Annotated in this window: 23 protein-coding genes and 2 tRNA genes; 5 read left to right on the top strand and 20 right to left on the bottom strand. The window is 58.3% G+C overall.

Going from position 1 to position 19,800, the window contains the following annotated elements:
• Window positions 1–11: 11 nt before the first annotated feature.
• The 7 genes from ACYP2A_RS24760 to dapA all read right to left on the bottom strand — a co-directional run bounded on the left by ACYP2A_RS24760 (window position 12) and on the right by dapA (window position 5,759).
• Window positions 12–854: a hypothetical protein gene (locus tag ACYP2A_RS24760; RefSeq protein ID WP_459748564.1), complete on the bottom strand. Its 843-nt coding sequence runs from the start codon at window positions 852–854 to the stop codon at window positions 12–14.
• A 351-nt stretch (window positions 855–1,205) separates the two neighbouring features.
• Complete coding sequence (locus ACYP2A_RS24755; protein ID WP_459748563.1) at window positions 1,206–1,949, bottom strand: hypothetical protein; 744 nt, start codon at window positions 1,947–1,949, stop codon at window positions 1,206–1,208.
• A gap of 114 nt (window positions 1,950–2,063) precedes the next feature.
• Window positions 2,064–2,153 (bottom strand) — tRNA-Ser (locus tag ACYP2A_RS24750).
• Window positions 2,154–2,245: 92 nt separating this feature from the next.
• Complete coding sequence (gene purC / locus ACYP2A_RS24745) at window positions 2,246–2,956, bottom strand: phosphoribosylaminoimidazolesuccinocarboxamide synthase (protein WP_056835104.1); 711 nt, start codon at window positions 2,954–2,956, stop codon at window positions 2,246–2,248.
• A 28-nt stretch (window positions 2,957–2,984) separates the two neighbouring features.
• A complete protein-coding gene (locus tag ACYP2A_RS24740; protein ID WP_459748562.1) occupies window positions 2,985–3,743 on the bottom strand; it encodes an MBL fold metallo-hydrolase in 759 nt (252 codons plus the stop codon).
• A complete protein-coding gene (bamC, locus tag ACYP2A_RS24735) occupies window positions 3,744–4,862 on the bottom strand; it encodes an outer membrane protein assembly factor BamC (RefSeq protein WP_459748561.1) in 1,119 nt (372 codons plus the stop codon).
• A gap of 18 nt (window positions 4,863–4,880) precedes the next feature.
• The gene (gene dapA / locus ACYP2A_RS24730; protein WP_459748560.1) at window positions 4,881–5,759 is read right to left on the bottom strand and encodes a 4-hydroxy-tetrahydrodipicolinate synthase; all 879 of its coding nucleotides are present in this window, start codon (window positions 5,757–5,759) and stop codon (window positions 4,881–4,883) included.
• A 315-nt stretch (window positions 5,760–6,074) separates the two neighbouring features.
• Between dapA and ACYP2A_RS24725 the strand changes: the two genes are divergently transcribed.
• A complete protein-coding gene (locus ACYP2A_RS24725; protein WP_459748559.1) occupies window positions 6,075–6,638 on the top strand; it encodes a glycine cleavage system transcriptional repressor in 564 nt (187 codons plus the stop codon).
• 9 nt (window positions 6,639–6,647) lie between these two features.
• Entirely contained in the window at window positions 6,648–7,121 is a 474-nt protein-coding gene (locus ACYP2A_RS24720) for a peroxiredoxin (RefSeq protein WP_459748558.1), read from the top strand.
• Window positions 7,122–7,159: 38 nt separating this feature from the next.
• On the opposite strand, the gene ACYP2A_RS24715 is transcribed toward ACYP2A_RS24720, so the two are convergent.
• Both ACYP2A_RS24715 and ACYP2A_RS24710 read right to left on the bottom strand, forming a co-directional pair.
• Window positions 7,160–8,230, bottom strand: coding sequence for an AI-2E family transporter (locus tag ACYP2A_RS24715; RefSeq protein ID WP_459748557.1), 1,071 nt, complete (start codon window positions 8,228–8,230; stop codon window positions 7,160–7,162).
• A gap of 30 nt (window positions 8,231–8,260) precedes the next feature.
• The gene (locus ACYP2A_RS24710; protein ID WP_459748556.1) at window positions 8,261–8,509 is read right to left on the bottom strand and encodes a sulfurtransferase TusA family protein; all 249 of its coding nucleotides are present in this window, start codon (window positions 8,507–8,509) and stop codon (window positions 8,261–8,263) included.
• 138 nt (window positions 8,510–8,647) lie between these two features.
• Here ACYP2A_RS24710 and ACYP2A_RS24705 point away from each other — a divergent pair, with 138 nt between their 5' ends.
• Window positions 8,648–10,081, top strand: coding sequence for a M48 family metalloprotease (locus ACYP2A_RS24705; RefSeq protein ID WP_459748555.1), 1,434 nt, complete (start codon window positions 8,648–8,650; stop codon window positions 10,079–10,081).
• Window positions 10,082–10,138: 57 nt separating this feature from the next.
• Here the strand turns inward: ACYP2A_RS24705 and nadA are convergent, their stop codons facing one another.
• Window positions 10,139–11,197 (bottom strand): quinolinate synthase NadA, encoded by a 1,059-nt coding sequence (nadA, locus tag ACYP2A_RS24700; RefSeq protein WP_459748554.1) that lies wholly within the window; start codon window positions 11,195–11,197, stop codon window positions 10,139–10,141.
• Window positions 11,198–11,447: 250 nt separating this feature from the next.
• Here nadA and ACYP2A_RS24695 point away from each other — a divergent pair, with 250 nt between their 5' ends.
• Window positions 11,448–11,897, top strand: coding sequence for a DUF7832 domain-containing protein (locus tag ACYP2A_RS24695; RefSeq protein WP_459748553.1), 450 nt, complete (start codon window positions 11,448–11,450; stop codon window positions 11,895–11,897).
• Window positions 11,894–12,553 (top strand): DUF1963 domain-containing protein, encoded by a 660-nt coding sequence (locus tag ACYP2A_RS24690; protein WP_459748552.1) that lies wholly within the window; start codon window positions 11,894–11,896, stop codon window positions 12,551–12,553. The genes ACYP2A_RS24695 and ACYP2A_RS24690 overlap by 4 nt, the downstream gene beginning before the upstream one ends.
• Before the next feature lie 56 nt (window positions 12,554–12,609).
• Here ACYP2A_RS24690 and ACYP2A_RS24685 read toward each other — a convergent pair.
• The 10 genes from ACYP2A_RS24685 to ybgC all read right to left on the bottom strand — a co-directional run bounded on the left by ACYP2A_RS24685 (window position 12,610) and on the right by ybgC (window position 19,727).
• A tRNA-Lys gene (locus ACYP2A_RS24685) sits at window positions 12,610–12,685 on the bottom strand.
• A 60-nt stretch (window positions 12,686–12,745) separates the two neighbouring features.
• Entirely contained in the window at window positions 12,746–13,420 is a 675-nt protein-coding gene (queC, locus tag ACYP2A_RS24680) for a 7-cyano-7-deazaguanine synthase QueC (RefSeq protein ID WP_459748551.1), read from the bottom strand.
• Window positions 13,421–13,433: 13 nt separating this feature from the next.
• Complete coding sequence (queE, locus tag ACYP2A_RS24675; RefSeq protein WP_459748550.1) at window positions 13,434–14,081, bottom strand: 7-carboxy-7-deazaguanine synthase QueE; 648 nt, start codon at window positions 14,079–14,081, stop codon at window positions 13,434–13,436.
• 167 nt (window positions 14,082–14,248) lie between these two features.
• On the bottom strand, window positions 14,249–15,061 hold the full coding sequence (gene ybgF / locus ACYP2A_RS24670; RefSeq protein ID WP_459748549.1) for a tol-pal system protein YbgF: 813 nt from the start codon (window positions 15,059–15,061) through the stop codon (window positions 14,249–14,251).
• Window positions 15,062–15,067: 6 nt separating this feature from the next.
• Entirely contained in the window at window positions 15,068–15,571 is a 504-nt protein-coding gene (gene pal, locus ACYP2A_RS24665) for a peptidoglycan-associated lipoprotein Pal (RefSeq protein ID WP_459748548.1), read from the bottom strand.
• A gap of 54 nt (window positions 15,572–15,625) precedes the next feature.
• The gene (gene tolB / locus ACYP2A_RS24660) at window positions 15,626–16,927 is read right to left on the bottom strand and encodes a Tol-Pal system beta propeller repeat protein TolB (RefSeq protein ID WP_459748547.1); all 1,302 of its coding nucleotides are present in this window, start codon (window positions 16,925–16,927) and stop codon (window positions 15,626–15,628) included.
• Window positions 16,924–18,087: a cell envelope integrity protein TolA gene (gene tolA / locus ACYP2A_RS24655; protein ID WP_459748546.1), complete on the bottom strand. Its 1,164-nt coding sequence runs from the start codon at window positions 18,085–18,087 to the stop codon at window positions 16,924–16,926. The genes tolB and tolA overlap by 4 nt, the downstream gene beginning before the upstream one ends.
• A complete protein-coding gene (tolR, locus tag ACYP2A_RS24650; protein ID WP_056835064.1) occupies window positions 18,087–18,551 on the bottom strand; it encodes a protein TolR in 465 nt (154 codons plus the stop codon). The genes tolA and tolR overlap by 1 nt, the downstream gene beginning before the upstream one ends.
• Before the next feature lie 14 nt (window positions 18,552–18,565).
• Window positions 18,566–19,261 (bottom strand): protein TolQ, encoded by a 696-nt coding sequence (gene tolQ / locus ACYP2A_RS24645; protein WP_459748545.1) that lies wholly within the window; start codon window positions 19,259–19,261, stop codon window positions 18,566–18,568.
• A complete protein-coding gene (gene ybgC / locus ACYP2A_RS24640) occupies window positions 19,251–19,727 on the bottom strand; it encodes a tol-pal system-associated acyl-CoA thioesterase (protein ID WP_459748544.1) in 477 nt (158 codons plus the stop codon). The genes tolQ and ybgC overlap by 11 nt, the downstream gene beginning before the upstream one ends.
• Between the last annotated feature and the right edge of the window lie 73 nt (window positions 19,728–19,800).

The raw sequence follows: 19,800 nt of genomic DNA, 5'->3' as shown, positions 1-19,800 counted from the left end.
GATGCTGTGTTTCAGTCCTCTCCCAGCCTGATGCAGACCCGTGTGATAGCAAAACTGACCAGCATCAGCCTGCGCACCAGCGCCATGAAAGGCTCGGTTATTTCAAGACCACTTTTGCCTACGTTGAAATAACCTTTCTTTTCACCCTCTCTGACCATGCGGATCAGGTGCGTACTGGACACCGATAACCGCGAGGATAACTGCGCGTAAGTCGAAACCTTGTAGCTGCCCGCGCTCGCACACGGCCCCCGCAAGGCATCGCTGAAAAAGGCGAGCATCAACATGTGCCCGCCATCCCGGTTCATTAACCAGCGTGACTCCGGCACCAGAGCGTCCAGGGTAAGATTCGCCTCAAGCACCTTGTTGAAGCCCTTGAAGTAAGCCTGCACGGTTCTGCTGTCGATCCTGCGCTCACTGTCTTCTGCCTCCAGCAACCCCATGGCCGGGAAATAATAGGCACTGAGGACTTTTACCGTTTCAGCCATTGCCCGCAGCGAAGGCTTGAAGACCCTCAGGCGACGGTCTTCAGGATGATCGCCGACGTCCATATAGCCTGAAATAATAAAAAACGAAAAATAGGACTCCAGGCTGTTCTTCGAGAGATACCCCCGCCGCTCACAGAACTCTTTGACCCTGGACAACGATGGAAAATGATGGCAGTAATAATGCGCCAGCATCGATAACACGACCAGAAACCGGTCGTACTTCAAAATACTTTTATAAAAGAACGGCCGCTCCGTATAGTGCTGCTCCATCAACTGATAGTGACGTGTAATCCGGGCATCAATATCGACGCAGCCGGAAAGCGTTTTTATTTCAGCCTCCAGGCAGTCAAGCAACGCTGTACGATCCATAACCGCCCTTGATTACCCCGAAACACCCGCAAAGATATCAAAACGCTAGTAACATGAAGCCATACTAACTTGTTTTTGTCCGACAATACTTTCAACCCAGAAATGTTTCTGGGCCATTGTGTTTCTTGAACCCGACACAAAGACCATCGCTTTATCAAGTTTAATGGATCCAAATAACCACAAACTTGAACATCTTATTGTCAACTTAGCGTGTTAACGCTTTTCCCTGCATCCGCGCCGCCTCGACGATCCGGGCAACCACGCCTTGATGACCTGCCAGTACGGCACAGCTATACCTGAACCTGGGCACCTGGAGCACGGTGTATACCGAGGTCTGGGATCGCCCTACTGTCATCCCGACACAGGGCTCCTGATCTTTAATCTCTGTACTGCACTGGCGCATCCATACTCTGCGGCTTTATTGAGATAGCGCAGCTTCTCTTGCTTCAGAGGCGGCGTAGATAACTGGGTTGCCAGGGTCATATACAGATTGGCGCGAAAGCCTTTTTCGTCGAGCGACACGATGGCAGGGCCACGAGCCCGACCTTTGCTCTCGCAAATCGGCAGTGTCGTCGGCTGAGGGTAGTACTTGCCATACAGGGTTTCATCATTCGGCAGTGCGTCGACCAATGACCGGAATTCAGGCGTTTTAACTTGCTCGAAACAGAAAGCCAGCATCTGCAAGCCCGCCGGTGTAAATCCATTACTCAGACTGGCTCTGAGAAGGCCACACACTTTTTCGTCAGAGGGTCCCAGAGGCTCAAACGTCGACAACAGCATAGCCAGGCGATACTGCGCAGCTGGATTGCCTTCTTCCGCTGAACGGCTGACCAGAGGGGCTGCGTGTTTGACAAGCGCTTGCATCTTATCCCGGTAGTATTCCCTTTTCTGCTGAGGGAATGTCTCGCCAGCCGGTAACTGGTGTCTGATCGTGAAGATCTCGTTGTCTATTTCGTCGATTCTTTGCAGGTAAGGCAGTGCCTTGAAGTACAGCGCTTCGCCTTCGGCGGACAGGTTCAGAGAGGTTGCGTTGGCGCTGGATAGGAGAAAGACAGAACAAATAGTGAGGACACTCTTGAGAGAAACGTTTACCACCGGGACGCCCTTTTCGTATCTGCCGGGGTCATGACTATAGCTGAATCATCCCCCCACATTTCCCCCAGACGAAAAAAAGCCCCGAGCGATATTAGCGCTCGGGGCTTTTAAATATGGCGGAGAGATAGGGATTCGAACCCTAGGTACTGTTGCCAGTACAACGGATTTCGAATCCGTCCCATTCGGCCACTCTGGCATCTCTCCAACTGGCGCGCATGATACCAGCCTGATTGCAGGTGTCGAGCCTTTTCTGCAATTTTTTTCGTGGTATCAAGCGCTTGCGTCAGTAGCGCGCCTTACAGCGGCACGCCCAGACGATGAGCAACTTCTTCGTAGGCTTCGATCACGTCGCCCAGACCCTGGCGGAAGCGATCCTTGTCCATTTTCTTGCGGGTTTCCTTGTCCCACAGGCGGCAGCCATCCGGGCTGAATTCGTCGCCCAGGACGATTTCGCCGTGGAACACGCCGAATTCAAGCTTGAAGTCGACCAGCAGCAGGCCGGCGTCGTCGAACAGCTTGCTCAGCACGTCGTTGACTTTCAGCGACAGCTCTTTCATGCGTGCCAGGTGCTCGGCGGTGCCCCAACCGAATGCCACGACGTGGGATTCGTTGATGAACGGGTCGCCCTTGGCGTCGTCCTTCAGGAACAGCTCGAAGGTATAAGGCTCAAGCTTGAGGCCTTCTTCGACGCCCAGGCGCTTGACCAGGCTGCCGGCGGCGTAGTTACGCACGACGCACTCGACCGGGATCATGTCGAGCTTTTTGACCAGCGACTCGTTGTCGCCCAGCAGTTTGTCGAATTGAGTCGGGATGCCCGCCTCTTCGAGTTTTTGCATGATGAACGCGTTGAACTTGTTGTTCACCGTGCCCTTGCGGTCCAGTTGTTCGATGCGCTTGCCGTCGAACGCCGAGGTGTCGTTACGAAACAGCAGGATCAAGCGGTCAGCGTCGTCGGTCTTGTAAACCGACTTGGCTTTGCCGCGGTAGAGTTCTTCACGTTTTTCCATGATGGGCTCCGCTTGCTAAATGGTAGGGCTAGGCGATTTGTCGCCAGTCGAGCCCACAATCTTGATCGGCCAGTTGCAGCCAGTCCGGGTCGCACCCAAGGGTATCGACGAAACATTGCCGGGCCAGCTGCGGCAGGTTGTTCTTGCTGCTCAGATGGGCCAGCACCAGATGTTGCAGTGTCTGCCATCCCAGCTCGCTCACCAGGCTTGCGGCCTGATGATTGTTCAAATGTCCTGAGTGACCACCCACCCGCTGCTTGAGAAAAACCGGGTAGCGGCCTCGGGCAAGCATGTCGCGGCAGTGGTTGGCCTCGATCATCAGGGCGTCCAGGCCCTGATAGCGTTGCAGCACCTTGTCGCAGTAAGTGCCCAGGTCGGTCAGGATGCCGAAGCGTCGCTGCCCGTCACTGAAGACGAACTGGGTGGGCTCCAGCGCATCGTGCGAGACCGACACCACGTCGATCTCCAGCGCGCCGATGTGCAGCGGCGTTCCGGCGCACAGCAGGCCAGCAACTTCTACCGGCTTGCGCAAGCCGCGCAAGGTGCCACGGCTGAGGTACACCGGCACATTGTAGCGCTGAGACAGCAAACCCACGCCATGCACATGGTCGGCATGTTCGTGGGTCACCAGAATGGCGCTCAGTTGCGCGGCCTCGACGCCCAGCCTGGCCAGGCGTCGCTCGGTCTCACGCAGCGAAAAGCCGCAATCGACCAGCACATAGGTTTCATGGCTGGCGACCAGCGTGGCATTGCCACGGCTGCCGCTGCCCAGTACGGCGAAGCGCACTTAACCCAGGTGGTCTTGAATGACGCTCAACACACGGCGTGCCACATCGGCAGGAGCCACGGTGTTGATGTTCTTCTCGACCGTCACCTGCACGCTGTCGCCAACCTTGCTCAGGCGCACCTGATAACGCTCGGCGCGTGCTTCGATCTCTTCCTTGCTGGCCTTGCCGCCGAACAGGCCGCTGAAGAAGCCCGGCTGGTTCTCCGGCTTGTCGGCACGCTCGGCCAGGTTGATGTAGTACAGGCCCAGGCTACGGTTGATGTCTTCAACGCGCCAGTCACCCTGATCCAGGGCGCGGCCGACACTCGACCAGGCACGGTCCAGGTCTGCACCCAGGTTGAGCATCGGGTTACCGCTGCCGTCGACGCCCAGGGCCACGCGGCTCGGGGTATCGAAATCACGCGCTGCCAGCAACGACACCGAACCGCCCTGCCTGGCGTTGCGGTTCAGGTTGGCGAGCAGGTCGTCGGTCAGCGAAGCATCCAGGCCAGGGCTGGCGGAGCGATCCGGGAAGCCGATTTCAGCGGTGCTGCCGGCCGGACGCGAAACGCTGGCCACATACACCTCACTGGTATTGCGCTGCACGCCTGGCTCGATGCGCACCCGTACGCGGGTTTCGCTGTCGGCGGCAGTGCCACTGGCGCTCAGGCGACGCGAAACCGAAGCCGAAAGCTCATCCAGACGCTGCCAGGTAGTGCTGAATTCGCCGGTTTGCGGACGCTCTTCGGCAATCCGGAAACCGTTGTCTTCGAAATACTGATGCGCTACCGACCAGATTTCGGCCGGTGGGCGCTGAGCCAGGATCCAGCGTGCTTCGCCACTTTGCTGCAGGCTGAAGTCGCTGGAATCGGCGGCGCTGGTCGCCAGTGCCGCAGGACGCGGAACGGTATATTCGCCCTTCTGGGTGCTGTCGGCCACGTTGCGCGGGATCGGCAACAGTGGGTCCAGACGCTTGACGCCGGTAACGTCGGCAGGCACTTGCATCGGTGCAGTCTGGGTCGACTCCAGGTAATCGCTACCGCGATCACGGAAGTAACCGTCAGGACCCCAGACCCAGCCACAACCACTGGTGCTGGAGATAATCAGGGCAAGTGCGGAGAATCCGGCCAATCGCTTCATTGCGTTGTACTTCCTCAATTAAACCAGTACGCCGGCCTGGCGCAGGGCCTGGCGCAGCGGTTCGTGACAAGCCTGGGTGAGCCAGGTCAGTGGCAGACGGATACCGTCGGCCATCATGCCCATTTCATTCAGTGCCCACTTCACGGGGATAGGGTTGGATTCGATGAACAGGGTGCTGTTGAGCGCGGAAATCCGCTCGTTGATCGCCCGGGCTGCGGTGGCATCGCCACGCAGGGCAGCAGCGCACATGTCGCTGACGGCACGCGGTACGACGTTGGCGGTCACGGAGATATTGCCCTTGCCGCCCAGCAGTATCAGCTCGACAGCGGTGGCATCATCACCGGAAAACAGCAGGAAATCGTTGCTCACGCCGGCCAGGATGTCCTTGGCGCGCTGCAGGTCGCCGGTGGCTTCCTTGATGCCGATGATGTTCGGCACGGTCGACAGGCGAATGACCGTCTCGGCCTTCATGTCGCAGGCGGTACGGCCCGGCACGTTGTAGAGGATCTGCGGAATGTCGACAGCACGCGCAATGTGGCTGAAGTGCTGGAACAGGCCTTCCTGGGTCGGCTTGTTGTAGTACGGCGTGACCAGCAGGCAGGCGTCGACGCCGGCAGACTTGGCGTTGCCGGTGAGTTCGACCGCTTCGCTGGTGGAGTTGGCGCCGGTGCCGGCGATCACAGGGATACGCCCGGCGACCTGATCGACCACGCGGCGAATCACCTCGATGTGCTCGTCTACACTCAGGGTCGCCGACTCACCGGTTGTGCCCACGGCAACGATGGCGTTGGTGCCCTCTTGCAGGTGGAAGTCAACCAGTTTGCTCAGGCTGTCCCAGTCAAGACGACCTTGTGCATCCATTGGTGTGACCAGTGCCACCATACTGCCCGCAATCATGCAACCGCTCCTGCCGGAAAAAGAGAGCCGTAATGGTACTGGCGCCATCAGCCTTGCACAAGCGAAGTACCACGCTCTGAGCATTCCCCTGAGCGATGGTTTTCGCTACCCTTCGTCCTTTGTTCGGTACAGGTTACCTGCGCCCTGCGTTCAATCTCCCGGTTTTGCCCTCCAAACCCCTGCTCCAGCGCCTTGTAGCCCTGCCGTGCAGGTCGGTATCGTGGCAAGGTCAGGCCGACGTTGCGCAGCCCGCATCACCGAGTCGACTCTGCAAGAGCCGAAATGTACCGACCGTTCATCATCTAGGAATGCTGCATGTCGTCCACCCCCTCAGTTCGCGAACAATTCCTTGTTATCAGTGCTCTTGGCGCCAACCCCATGGAGCTGACCAACGTGCTGTGCCGCGCCAGCCATGAAAGCCGTTGCGCAGTGGTCAGCTCACGCCTGACCCGTCATGGTGAGTGCAGCGCGCTGATTCTGCAGATATCCGGCAGCTGGGACGCTCTGGCTCGCCTGGAGACCATCCTGCCGAACCTGAGCAAGAAGCACGCCTTCACCACCAGCGTCGTGCGCAGCGCGACGCTTGAGAGCCGCCCCGAAGCGCTGCCTTACGTGGCCTATATCAGCTCGGCGTATCGCCCGGACATCATCAACGAGCTGTGCCAGTTTTTCATCGACCACAATGTCGAGCTGGAAAACCTGGTGTGCGACACCTACCAGGCACCGCAGACCGGCGGCACCATGCTCAATGCCACCTTCACTGTCACGTTGCCGGCCGGCACCCAGATCAGCTGGCTGCGCGATCAGTTCCTCGACTTCTCCGACGCTCTGAACCTTGATGCGCTGATCGAACCATGGCGCCCACAGACTCCAACTTGAGGAAAACCGATGGCCGTTGCAGTCGACCAATCCGTTAGCGATTTCCAGGTGCCTGCCACTGGCGGCCAGACCGTGAGCCTTGCTGCGCTCAAGGGTCGCCAGGTAGTGATCTACTTTTATCCCAAGGACAACACCCCTGGCTGCACCACTGAAGGCCAGGGCTTTCGTGACAGCATGGCGCAGTTCGAAGCGGCCAATACCGTGGTGTTCGGCGTGTCGCGCGACAGCCTCAAGACCCACGAGAACTTCAAGGCCAAGCAGGCGTTCCCGTTCGAGCTGATTTCAGACAAGGACGAGGCGCTGTGCCAGTTGTTCGACGTGATCAAGCTCAAGAAGCTGTATGGCAAGGAATACATGGGCGTCGATCGCAGCACGTTCCTGATCGACAAGGAGGGTGTGCTGCGTCAAGAGTGGCGCGGTGTGAAGGTCCCAGGCCACGTGGCCGAGGTACTGGCCAGCGCCCAGGCACTGCACCAGGCCTGAGCCCATTGCAAAGGCGCCGCACCCGCGGCGCCTCTGGCTTACATCAGCGGTGCAACCACCGGCTCGTTGCGCGGCCAGGCATCTAGCACGGCCTTGAACAGGGTCGCCAGCGGAATCGCAAAGAAAATCCCCCAGAAGCCCCACAGCCCGCCGAACAACAACACCGCGCAGATGATCGCCACCGGGTGCAGGTTGACCGCCTCGGAGAACAACAGCGGCACCAGCACGTTGCCATCCAGCGCCTGAATGATGCCGTGCACCATCATCAGATAGATGAACTGGTCACCCCAGCCCCACTGGAACAGGCCGATCAGCGCGACAGGGACGGTCACCACCACTGCACCGACATATGGCACCACCACTGAAATGCCGACCAGCATCGCCAGCAACGCGGCGTAGTTGAGCCCCAGCGCGACAAAGGCCACATAGGTCACCCCGCCGCAGATGAAGATCTCGATGACCTTGCCACGAATGTAGTTGGCGATCTGCCGGTTCATCTCTTTGGCCACCCGCGTCAGCAAGCCCCGCTCACGCGGCAGGTAGCCACGCGCCCAGCGTGCGAACAGATGGCGATCCTTGAGAAAGAAAAACACCAGAATCGGTACCAGCACCAGATAGATCATCAGGTTGACCAGCAATGGCAGGCTGGACAGCGAAAAGGTCAACGCCATTTGCCCGAACTTGCCCACCTCGCCTCGCGCCACCTCGATGGCCTGCAAGACCTGCTCGTCAGAGACCAGATGCGGATAGCGCTCCGGCAGCATCAGCATCAGCGATTGCCACTTGGCGAGCATGCCGGGCAGCTCGTTGAACAAGGTGATCAACTGATGCCACAGCAACGGCACCAGCACCAGTGTGAACACCAGCAACACGCCGATAAACAATGCAAAGACCAGCACCACCGCCACGCGCTCCGGCATGCGCAAGCGCTCCAGCAGGCCAACCACGCCCTGCATCAGAAACGCCAGAACCATCCCGGCCAGCACCGGCGCCAACATGCCGCCCAGGGTCAGGATCAGGGTGAAGGCCAGAAACAACAACACCGCCAGCACCACCGCTTCTTCATCCGAGAAGTAGCGCTGCATCCAGTCGCTAAGCACTTTGTACATCGAGCATCCTTTTTGCGCGAGAACGGTTGCCTATGCCTTACGCAACCAATAGGTATAAAGCCCTGCATCAACCTGCTCATGCACTAACGCATGCCCTGCCAGCCTGGCAAAACTGCGAAAGTCGCGCTGAGAACCGGCATCGGTTGCCAGCACTTTGAGCACCGCGCCACTGGCAAGACGATTGAGCTCCATCTTGGCCTTGAGCAGCGGCAACGGGCAATTGAGCCCGCGTGCGTCGAGTTCGGCATCACAGAATTGGGGGGCTACAGCGTCAGACATCGCTTTTCTCCGGGCAGACACATCGTTCTGGCAAAAAGTCATCATCAGGCTTTGCGCAGGCGCGCAAGAATACCGCACTCTGGTCAGCAAGCCATTGAGACGGCTACAGTAGATGCACATTCGCCCAGAGCCAAATGCATGAATTTCCTGCGTCCTACATTGCTCACCCTTGCCTGCCTGCTGGCGACACCGGCCCTGGCCGACGACTTGCCTTCACTGGGCGACTCCAGCTCATCGATCGTGTCTCCCGAGCAGGAACATCAACTGGGGCGGGCATGGCTGGGAATGTTGCGCTCGCAGGTAAGCCAGTTGTCAGACCCGCAACTGAAGGACTTTGTCGAGACATCGGTCTATAAACTGGCCGAAACCAGCCAGGTACAGGACCGGCGCCTGGAGTTCATCCTGATCAACAGCAACCAGCTCAACGCCTTTGCAGCGCCTGGCGGCATCATCGGGGTCAATGGCGGGCTGTTTCTGTATGCACGGACCGAAGGCGAATACGCCTCGGTCATGGCCCACGAACTGGCTCACCTTTCACAGCGTCACTTTGCCCGTGGCGTAGAAGCCCAGCAACGCATGCAAGTACCGATCATGGCCGCCATGCTGGCTGGTATCGTCATGGCCGCCGCCGGTGCCGGGGATGCCGGTATTGCGACCATCGCCGGCACCCAGGCGGCTGCGATTCAGGAACAGCGGCGCTTCTCCAGGCAAAACGAGCAGGAGGCCGACCGCATCGGCATTCTCAATCTGGAAAAGGCCGGCTACGACCCGCGCAACATGCCAACGATGTTCGAACGCCTGATGCGCCAGTATCGCTTCGATGCACGACCACCGGAATTCTTGCTGACTCACCCGGTCAGCGAGTCGCGTATCGCCGACACCCGCAACCGCGCCGAACAGTCAAAGGCTGGCGGCCAGGAAGACAGTCTGCGCTACCAACTGATGCGCGCGCGGGTCGCGCTGTTTTACGAAGAAACACCCGGCATCGCTGCCAAGCGCTTCCGCGCCCAGCTCGCCGAGAATCCGAACGGCGACGACGCTCGTTATGGCCTGGCCATTGCGCAGATCAAGGGCGGCCAGCTCAATGAGGCCCGTGAGATCCTGAAGACGCTGCTCGACAAGTCACCCAATGAGGTGACCTACAACCTGGCGCAGATCGACCTGGACATCACCAACAATCGCCTGGCCGAAGCGCGGCAACGGGCCGAACGCATGCTGACGCTGTACCCGGGCAACTATCCGCTCAATCAGGCGCGCATCGATGTACAGCTAAAACAAGGCCGCTCGGCCGACGCCGAGAAAGCGCTTGATGCCCTGCTCAAGAGGCGCCCTGCCGATCCGGACATCTGGTATCAGGTGGCCGAGGCACGCGGCCTGAACGGCAACACCGTGGGCCTGCATGAGGCACGCGCCGAATACTTCGCCCTGATGGGTGATTTCCGTCAGGCCATCCAGCAACTGGACTTCGCCAAACGCCGTTCCAATAACAACTTCCAGCTGGCCTCGCGTATCGATGCACGACAGAAAGCACTGGCCGAACAGGAACGCATGATCAAGGGCATGATGAATTGATCGTCTCTTGAATAAAAAAGCCCGGCAAGTCAGCCGGGCTTTTGATTGGCGCAAGAATCAGGCGTTACCGGCTTGTCTCAGGCGCGCCGCCTGAGTGAAGTCGAGCATGCGCTGTAAAGGCCGTACGGCGTGCGGAATCAATGCCGGGTCGACGAAGATCTCGTTGCTGCCTTCACGCAGACACTGCAAGGTGCGCTCCAGCGTGTTCATCGCCATCCACGGGCAATGTGCACAGCTGCGGCACGCCGCGCCGTTACCGGCCGTAGGCGCCTCGATGAAGATCTTGTCCGGGCACAACTGCTGCATCTTGTAGAAGATGCCGCGATCAGTGGCCACGATAAACATCTTGTTGGGCAGGCGTTGTGCGGCGGCGATCATCTGGCTGGTCGAGCCGACGGCGTCAGCCAGGGCAATCACGGCCTCCGGCGACTCGGGGTGCACCAGCACTGCGGCCTCCGGGTACAAGGCCTTCATGTCTTCGAGCTGCTTGGACTTGAACTCTTCGTGGACGATGCAGGCACCGTCCCACAACAGCATGTCGGCGCCGGTTTCGCGCTGGATATAACGGCCCAGGTGCTTGTCCGGTGCCCAGATGATCTTCTCACCGTTGTCCATCAGGCTTTCGACGATCTCCAGCGCGCAGCCGGAGGTCACGACCCAGTCAGCACGCGCCTTGACCGCCGCCGAGGTGTTGGCATAAACCACCACCGTGCGCTCGGGGTGCTGGTCGCAGAACGCCGAGAACTCATCGACCGGGCAACCCACGTCCAGCGAGCAAGTCGCCTCCAGTGTAGGCATGAACACGCGCTTTTCCGGATTGAGAATCTTGGCGGTCTCGCCCATGAAACGCACACCGGCCACCAGCACGGTACTGGCCGAGTGGTTATTGCTGAAACGCGCCATCTCCAGCGAGTCCGCCACGCAACCACCGGTTTCTTCGGCCAGCGCCTGGATCACGGGGTCGCAATAATAGTGGGCGACCAGCACCGCATCGCGCGCTTTAAGCTCGACGGCGATTTGCTCGCGGTAATGGGCTTGTTCTTCAAGGCTCAACTCTTTCGGTTGTTTGGCAGCGAGATGCGCCTGCACCAGAAAGCGTTCGGAAATCTGCGTCATGTTGGCTGGACCTGAATGCGCGGTAGCGCGTAATGCAAGTTTACACCCCTCGGAGCCAGCAGGATCACAGTCCCGCAGTAGAGGCGGGCCGATTCTAACCTTAAAGAACAACAGGGGAGCAATGTTTTTAAACAGCAAAGATACAAATGATTATTATTTAAATAAAACATTCAAATCAGGAACTCTTTTATAAACCGCTGTCTGAATCGATGACTGAAGAGACTGTCACTCCCCCATAGGAAAACGCACCATGAAGTACGACGATGCCTCTTGGCATTACCAGGGCGACTACCCTGCGGACCTGCCCGACAAGGCGAGCGCCACACATATCGGCATGTTCTTGAGCTGGATGGTCATCAATGACCTGACCAGCGAAGAACTGCAGGAAGATGCTGAGGACGAAATCGGAGACCTCAAAGAGCGCACCATCACCGGCGCAGGTTTCGTGCTGAGCATGCTGGACGAAGCAATGACCGACCAGGAGTTCAGCAAGACCGGCAATGCATTCGCCCTCGCCTATTACCAGGGACGGGATAACGACAGTCGCTATATCGACGATTACTTTGAGACCTTCGGTGTAAACGAGCATTCGCTCTATCGTGTCGATGACACCTGGACCAATTACGATAAGCTCTCAGGCCTGATAGATGCCCGCTTCAAGGCCTGGAACGAGACGGGTCGGCCCGAGTACATCGCTTGAGTGCGCGCGATAGCAACAACGCCACAAGCCGAATGACACAGGTTCTGGAAATGTCATTTTCGACAACTGCCAGCGCAGTTGCATCCGGCATCACACTGGGCGGCAATGCCGCACGTGTCGAGCACTGGCCGCACAATCCCGACGGTGAGCCGCTGATGCTTGTCGCAACCATTGACTGCAGTCAGGCACTCGAACGCACGCAGGCCACAAGCCTGCCCGCAGAGGGTGCTCTGTATGTTTTTTCAACCTACAGCGCTACAGACTACTTTCTGGACAGCATCACCAGCGATGCAGCCGTGATGCAACAGCCAACGCGCCCGAGTGGCTATACCGCCGTGTTGCCCGACGGCGACCACACACTCAAATACAGCCCTGTGCAAGGCATAGAACAGCGCGCTGCCGTGCTGGGTGAGCGGTCGCTGGAGAAGGACAGTATTGCGGCTTGCTCATTGATCTGCACGGCATCGCCACACTGGGCAGCTGTAGAGCCGCACATTGGCGCCGATTATGAGTTCTTTTGCCAATTCTACTCGAGCGATTTCCCGGAACCGTTCAAAGACCTGTTTTACCTGACAGACGCTGTTGCACATCTGTATCTGCGAAAAGCACACAGCCAGGCTCAGGCAGCAGGTCTGTTTTTTGTGCACACGGCATAATTTTTACGCCGCAAACGCAGAAGCCCTCCATAAGGAGGGCTTCTGTTTGTTGCGTATGGTGGGTCGTGTAGGATTCGAACCTACGACCAATTGGTTAAAAGCCAACTGCTCTACCAACTGAGCTAACGACCCGTTGCGTGGGGCGTATATTACTGATTTTTATCAGTAATTCAACACCTTCGTGCAAAAAAATTAAAAATAATTGGTGGGGTCTGCTACACCGGCTGTGGCGAAGCCTTCTGCACGCAGACGGCAGCTGTCGCATTTACGGCAGGCGCGCCCTTGCTCATCGGCCTGATAACACGAAACGGTCAGCGAGTAATCGACACCCAATCCGATGCCGGCAGTGATGATGTCCGCCTTGCTGAGGTTCTGCAGCGGCGCCTGAATCGTGAAGCCATTGCCTTCGACACCCGCCTTGGTGGCAAGATTGGCCAGGCGCTCGAACGCCTCGACAAACTCAGGCCGGCAATCCGGGTAACCGGAATAGTCCACGGCATTGACACCAATGAAGATGTCGCGCGCCTCAAGCACTTCGGCCCAGCCCAGTGCCAGCGACAAGAACACCGTATTGCGCGCCGGCACATAGGTGACAGGTATGCCTTCGGTGGGTGCTTCGGGCACTGCGATGCTGCTGTCGGTCAGTGCCGAGCCGCCCATACCGTCCAGATTCAGGCCGATGACCTTGTGCTCGATAGCACCCAGATCCCGCGCAACGCGCGCTGCTGCCTGCAACTCGGCGCGGTGGCGCTGGCCGTAATCGAAACTCATGGTGTAGCAGGCGTAGCCCTGGGCACGCGCCATGGCCACCACGGTGGCGGAGTCCAGACCGCCGGACAACAGGATTATCGCTTTTTTGTCGCTCATGATCTTTTCTCCCTCAGCGCCCAGGCTCGTCATCCCAAAGCAGTTTATGCAGTTGCATCTGCAGACGAACCGGCAGATTGTCCGCCACGATCCAGTCTGCCAGATCGCGCCCTTTCAACTGATGATGACTGGCCGAGAACAGCACCTCACCCGCGCGCTGGTCCAGTCGGTACTGGATCAGCTTGGACACGGCCCAGTCATAGTCTTCTCGCGAGCAGATCACGAACTTGACCTGATCGTTAGGCGTCAGCAAATCCATGTTTTCGTAGCGATTGCGCGTCACCTCCAGCGAACCTGGCGTCTTGAGGTCGACCACACGACTGACGCGCGGGTCGACTGCCGAGATATCCAGGGCACCGCTGGTTTCCAGCGACACGTCGTAGCCGGCATCGCACAGGCGCTTGAGCAGCGGGATGGCATTGGGCTGCGCTAGCGGCTCGCCACCGGTCACACAGACGTAGCGAGGACGCCAGGTGGCGACCTGCTCGACGATGGCGTCCAGCGTGGTGATCGTACCGCCACTGAAGGCATAGGCACTGTCGCAGTACTGGCAACGCAGAGGGCAACCGGTCAGCCTCACGAATACGGTGGGCAGCCCGGCGGTGCGGGTTTCACCCTGCAACGAGTGAAATATTTCGGTGATGCGTAAAGTGTCTTGCATAGGGGCCACGGGCGTAACAGCTAAACAGGCTGTCCGCCTCCGTCAGGCACTTCAGAACATCCGCGATCGCGTAATGCCCAAAAGCGTAATTAGCAAAAATTTCGGGTGCGAATTCTAACGAAAAAAGCCGCGACAAGCGCGGCTTTCTTGAACAACGGTTCAGGCGATCAGAGACGTTGCAGGTCGCGTTGCGCCAATTGCGCAGCGGAAGTGCCCGGATATTGGGCAATGACCTGCTGAAGAATGCCTTTGACCTTGTCGGTATGGCCCAGGCGACGCTCGACATCAGCCAGCTTGTAGAGCGAATCCGGCACTTTGGCGTGCTTTGGATAAGCCTGGCTGACTTTGGCGAATGCTTGACCCGCACCTTGCAGGTCGCCTTTGGCCAGATTGACTTCACCCAGCCAGTATTGGGCATTGCCCGCATAGTTGCTGTTGGGGTACTTGCGCAGGAAAGCGGCAAACGCCTGGCTGGCCTTGTCGAAATCCTTGGCCTTGACCAGATCGAAGGCTGCTTCGTAATAAAGCTTTTCCTTGGCCGGATCAGGCGGCTCGGTACCCGCCGCCGGTGCTTCGTTGGCCGGGGCTGAAGGCGTCCCGCCGGCATTTATTGCATTGCCAGCAGGTTGAGAATTATTGCTCGCCGAGGCGGCAGCGCCACTGACGATACGCTGATCGAGGTCCTGATAACGCTCCAGGGCTTCCTGCTTGATGCGCTGGATGTCATTTTGCTGGACTTCGACGATACCGCGCAGACGCGCGATTTCTTCTTGCATCTGTTGCAACTGTAGAAACAGTTGACCCTGTGCCGAGGGCTGGGCCGCAACCCCTCCCCCGGCATAGGCGCCGGACGTGCCATATCCCGCTGGCGGATAACTGCTGCCAGAGCCAGAATTGTCACCGACTACAGGTACCGCACCCCACGCAGCAAGCGGAAGGGTGAGAGCCAAAACGGTTAGAGCACGACGGCAAGTTCGCATGTCAAATTACTTACGCAGTTCGACGCGACGGTTTTGAGCCCAGGATTGCTCGTCGTTGCCGGTAGCAACTGGACGCTCTTCACCGTAGGAAACCAGTTCCAGCTGAGCTGGCGAAACGCCTTGCAGTACCAGGTAGCGCTGAACGGCTTTCGCACGACGCTCGCCCAGAGCCAGGTTGTACTCGCGGGTACCGCGCTCGTCGGTGTTGCCTTCCAGAACGACGCGAGCGCCGTTGCCTTTCAGGTCCTTGGCATGAACGTCCAGAGCGCGCAGGGCTTCTGGCTTCAGGTCCGAGCTGTCGTATTCGAAGTAGAAGGTGGTGATTGCGCGCAGAGCAGCTTCTTCGCTCAGGCTGCCGTCAACAGCACCAGTGTTAGCGCCGTAACCAGCGTTAGGATCTACAGCGCCGTTACCAGCACCAGCATTGTCGCCGCCTTTCGAGGAGCAACCTACAGCTACAGCCATGGCCAGAGCCAGCGCAGCAAACTTACCAAACTTCAGCATTTCCATCTTGAAACTCCTAATGAACCCCAGTGTGTTAAGCAAAAACTTTGTAGCGCCGCGTCAGTTCAGGTAAGGGGACCAGGACGGTTCTCTGACTTCGCCTTGAGCGGTAGGAAGCGGGAGCCTCACGCGTCCATTAATGGACACGAGCATCAAGACTCCCCGGCCCTGCTGGCGGGTGGCGTAGATTACCATGGTGCCGTTGGGCGCAACAGTAGGTGACTCATCAAGGTTACTGTCTGTGAGGATTTTTACACTCCCACGGGCCAGATCCTGAGCCGCCACCTTGAAATTGGTGAAGCCTTCCTGGCGGTGAATCATCACCAGGGTCTTCTCGTCAGCCGACAGTTTCGGGTTGGCATTATAGTTGCCAACGAAGGTTACGCGCTGTGCGCCGCCCCCGGAAACACTGGTTTTGTAGATCTGCGGCTTGCCGCCACGGTCGGACGTGAAGTAGATCGTCGAGCCATCCTTGCCGAAGAACGGTTCGGTATCGATCGAAGAATCATTGGTTACGCGAGTGATCTGGCGGCTGGCCAGGTTCATCACATAAATTTCCGGGTTACCGTCTTTAGACAGTACAAATGCCAGGCGACTGCCGTCCGGCGACCATGCAGGCGCGCCGTTAAGGCCTTCGAAGTTGGTGATCTGCTCACGGCGACCGGTATCGATGTGCTGAACGAAGATGCGCGGGCGCTTCTGCTCGAACGACACATAAGCGATACGCTTACCATCGGGCGCGAAACGCGGCGACAGGATCGGCTCACGCGATTGCAACAAGGTCACTGCACGCGCACCGTCGTAGTCCGAACGCTGCAGAGTGTAGCGCGTGTTGGCTTCCGAGAAACGCTCGGCAGTCACGTACAGCATGCGGGTCGAAAAGGCGCCCTTGATGCCGGTCAGTTTTTCGAACGACTGGTCGGCAATATAGTGCGACATATCACGCAACTGATCGGTGGTACCTGAAACGCTGCCGGCATACACCTGCTGTTCGGTGGCCACGTTGAACAGTGCGTATTGCACCTGCAGGCGCCCGCCGGCCGGGACGATGTTACCCACCATCACGTATTGCGTACCCAGCGCTTTCCAGTCGCGAAAAATGACTTCGCTGGCCTGAACCGGCAAGCTGATCATGTTCTGACGTGGAACCGGGGTGTAGTAACCCGAGTTGCGCAGGTCGTTGCCGATGATTTCAGCCATGTCGTCAGGCAGGACGTTACCGCCCTGCCAGCCGAACGGCACAACAGCGATCGGCGTGGCACGGTCACTTCCGCTGGTGACCATAATGTTCTTTTCGTCTGCGACGGCCAGTCCTGCCGCACAGCAAAGAACTACAAGCAGTCCTCGAAGAAGGTTAATCACAAGGCTAGATCCTCAGGTGTGAATGTCATCTTGAATGAACGATAGGGCGCGAACTCAGCTGGCTTGAGCCCCTGCATCTCTGTCAAACGACCAATATTCTTGACCGCTGCTACCGCTGAACTGTCGAACGGACCATCGCCACTGGCCTTGATGATCTTGACCGAGGTCACGGTGCCGTCAGGCAACATGCCGATCTGCAAGACCACAGCCATTCCCTTGCGAGCCGACGGTGGACGAGCCCAGCCTTCGGAAGCACGCAGTCGAATCAGGTCATCGAAGCTACCCGCCGTTTCATTACCTACCTCATCGGCCAGGGCCTGTTGCCGCTCGGGCTTGTCGGAGAGCAAATCGGCCAATGCCTGCGCCTTCTTGTCTTCGGCCGCCTTGCGTGCAGCATCCTGAGCTTTTTTGGCAGCCGCATCGGCGGTGGCCTTCTTCTTCGCGTCTTCAGCCGCTTTTTTCTTGGCGTCCTCGGCAGCCTGTTTCTTGGCGTCCTCGGCGGCCTTTTTCTTGGCCTCGTCGGCAGCCTTCTTCTTGGCTTCTTCGGCAGCAGCTTTCTTGGCGTCCTCGGCAGCGGCCTTTTTGGCCTCTTCCTCGGCTTTTTTCTTCGCCTCTTCTTCAGCCTTCTTCTTGGCTATATCAGCCAATTGTTTCTCTTCTGCCTTTTTGGCATCAGCCGCTTTCTTCGCGTCGTCTGCAGCCTTCTTGGCTTCATCGGCAGCTTTCTTGGCCTCCTCGGCCTTTTGTTCGGCTTTTTGCTCGGCAGCCTTTTCCTGGGCTTCCTTCTGCTCGGCGGCCTTTCTGGCCTCTTCGGCAGCCTTTTGATCTTCGGCTTTTTGAGCGGCGTCAGCTTTCTTTTGTTCCGCAGCCTTTACAGCTTCCTGTTCGATCTTTTTCTGTTCCAGCTGCTCGGCCTCACTCTGCCGCGCAGCAGTTTTCTTCGCCTCGCCTGCGATCTTCTGGTTGGTCTGGGTCGTTGCCTGACTTTTCGACTTGAGCTGGTACAGCGTAGCCTGAACCACCGGTTTGGCCTCAGGCAGCTCGGGGGTCATGGCAAAACTGACGAAAAGCGTGCCAAAAATCAGGATGTGCAAAGCCACGGCCCAGACAGTAGGCCAGAAGTAATTCTCCGAGGCGGACGGCTCTCGAATTGGCTGCATCAGGGCGCCTCGGTAATCAAGCCGACGTTGGCAATCCCGGCTTTCTGCAGCCCGCCCATGGTGACCATGACCGAGCCGTAGTCGACAGCCTTGTCACCACGGATGAACACCTGTGTCTGCTTGCCGGCATCACGCCCGGAAGCAACGATCTTGGTCACGGCACTGGTCAGTTGCGGCAAGGTCATGGCCTTGTCCATCTGCTTGTCGGTGTCGACTTCGCTACCCAGGTTCCAGTAATACGTCTTGTCGGCCTTGATCGAAATGGTCAGGACCTGGTTGTTGTTGTCCTGCGGCAAGGCCTCACTGGAGACCTTGGGCAGATCGACCTTTACGCCCTGGTTGATCATGGGGGCTGTCACCATGAAGATGACCAGCAATACCAACATCACGTCGATGTAGGGCACCACGTTCATTTCGGCGACCGGCCTGCGTTTTTTGCGACGATCTCGAGCGATCAAAGCCATGGGGAATTAGCGCCTCATTCTTCGCTGGTGTGCACTTTGCGGTGCAGGATGGCCTGGAATTCATCGGCAAAGGTGTAGTAGCGATTGATCAGGGTCTCGCTGCGTGCGGCGAAGCGGTTATAGGCCATGACGGCCGGGATCGCGGCGAACAGGCCGATGGCTGTCGCGATCAGTGCTTCGGCAATACCCGGTGCAACGGTTGCCAGAGTGGCCTGTTGCGCCGTGGCAAGACCACGGAAGGAGTTCATGATGCCCCATACCGTACCGAACAGGCCGACGTAAGGACTGGTCGAACCGACGGTGGCCAGAAACGACAGACCGGTTTCGAGCTTCTCTTCTTCACGCGAGATGGCTACACGCATGGCACGCGCCACGCCTTCCATGACCGCATCGGGATCGACACCCGATTGCTGGCGCAGACGGGAAAACTCCTTGAAGCCGGCGCGAAAAATCTGCTCGACGCCCGAGTCAGGGTCCGGGCTGCTGCCCGCCTGACGATAGAGCTTGGACAGGTCGATACCCGACCAGAAGCGCTCTTCGAAGCTGTCCAGTGCCCGGCGACCGGCACGAATCATATTGCTACGCTGAAAAATCATGACCCAGGAGGCGACCGAGGCCGCCACCAGGCTCAGCATCACCAACTGAACGACAATGCTGGCATTGCTGACCAAACTCCACATGGAGGTATGGTCGACGACGTTAGCTTCCACGCTGTATCTCCTGCTCTGAATCCGAATAGGTGCCCGTGTCGCACTGATCATCGGCAAAGGCCGCGCGCAGTGCTTGGGGAATGGCCCGGGGTTTGAAACTATCGGCGCTTACACACGCCACCAGAAACTGCCCTTCACAGAGCAGCGTTGCATCCGTAACCCGCCTGACCTGCTGACGAAAACGCAGGCTGGCACGGTTCAATTCGATGACCTGCGCACTGACCGACAACTCATCATCGAGCCGTGCCGGCTTGTGATAACGCGCCTCACTGGAATGCACGACGAACAACAGGTTCTCATCGGCCAGCCGGGACTGGAGAAAACCCAGTTGCCGCAGCCGCTCGGTGCGAGCCCGTTCCATGAATTTCAGGTAATTGACGTAGTAGACGACGCCGCCGGCATCCGTGTCCTCGTAATAGACACGACACAGATGGGCGAACGACTGAACCCCGTTTTGCGCGCGCATACTCTAGTGCTTACTCCTCGGGTTGCCAATCAGGTGATACAACTGTTTTTCAACGTTTTTGCAAAACAGAGCG

It is taken from the genome of Pseudomonas sp. 3A(2025) (assembly GCF_054589175.1).
The sequence above is the reverse complement of the archived record's forward strand: the minus strand, read 5'-3'. Positions and strand labels throughout refer to the sequence as shown.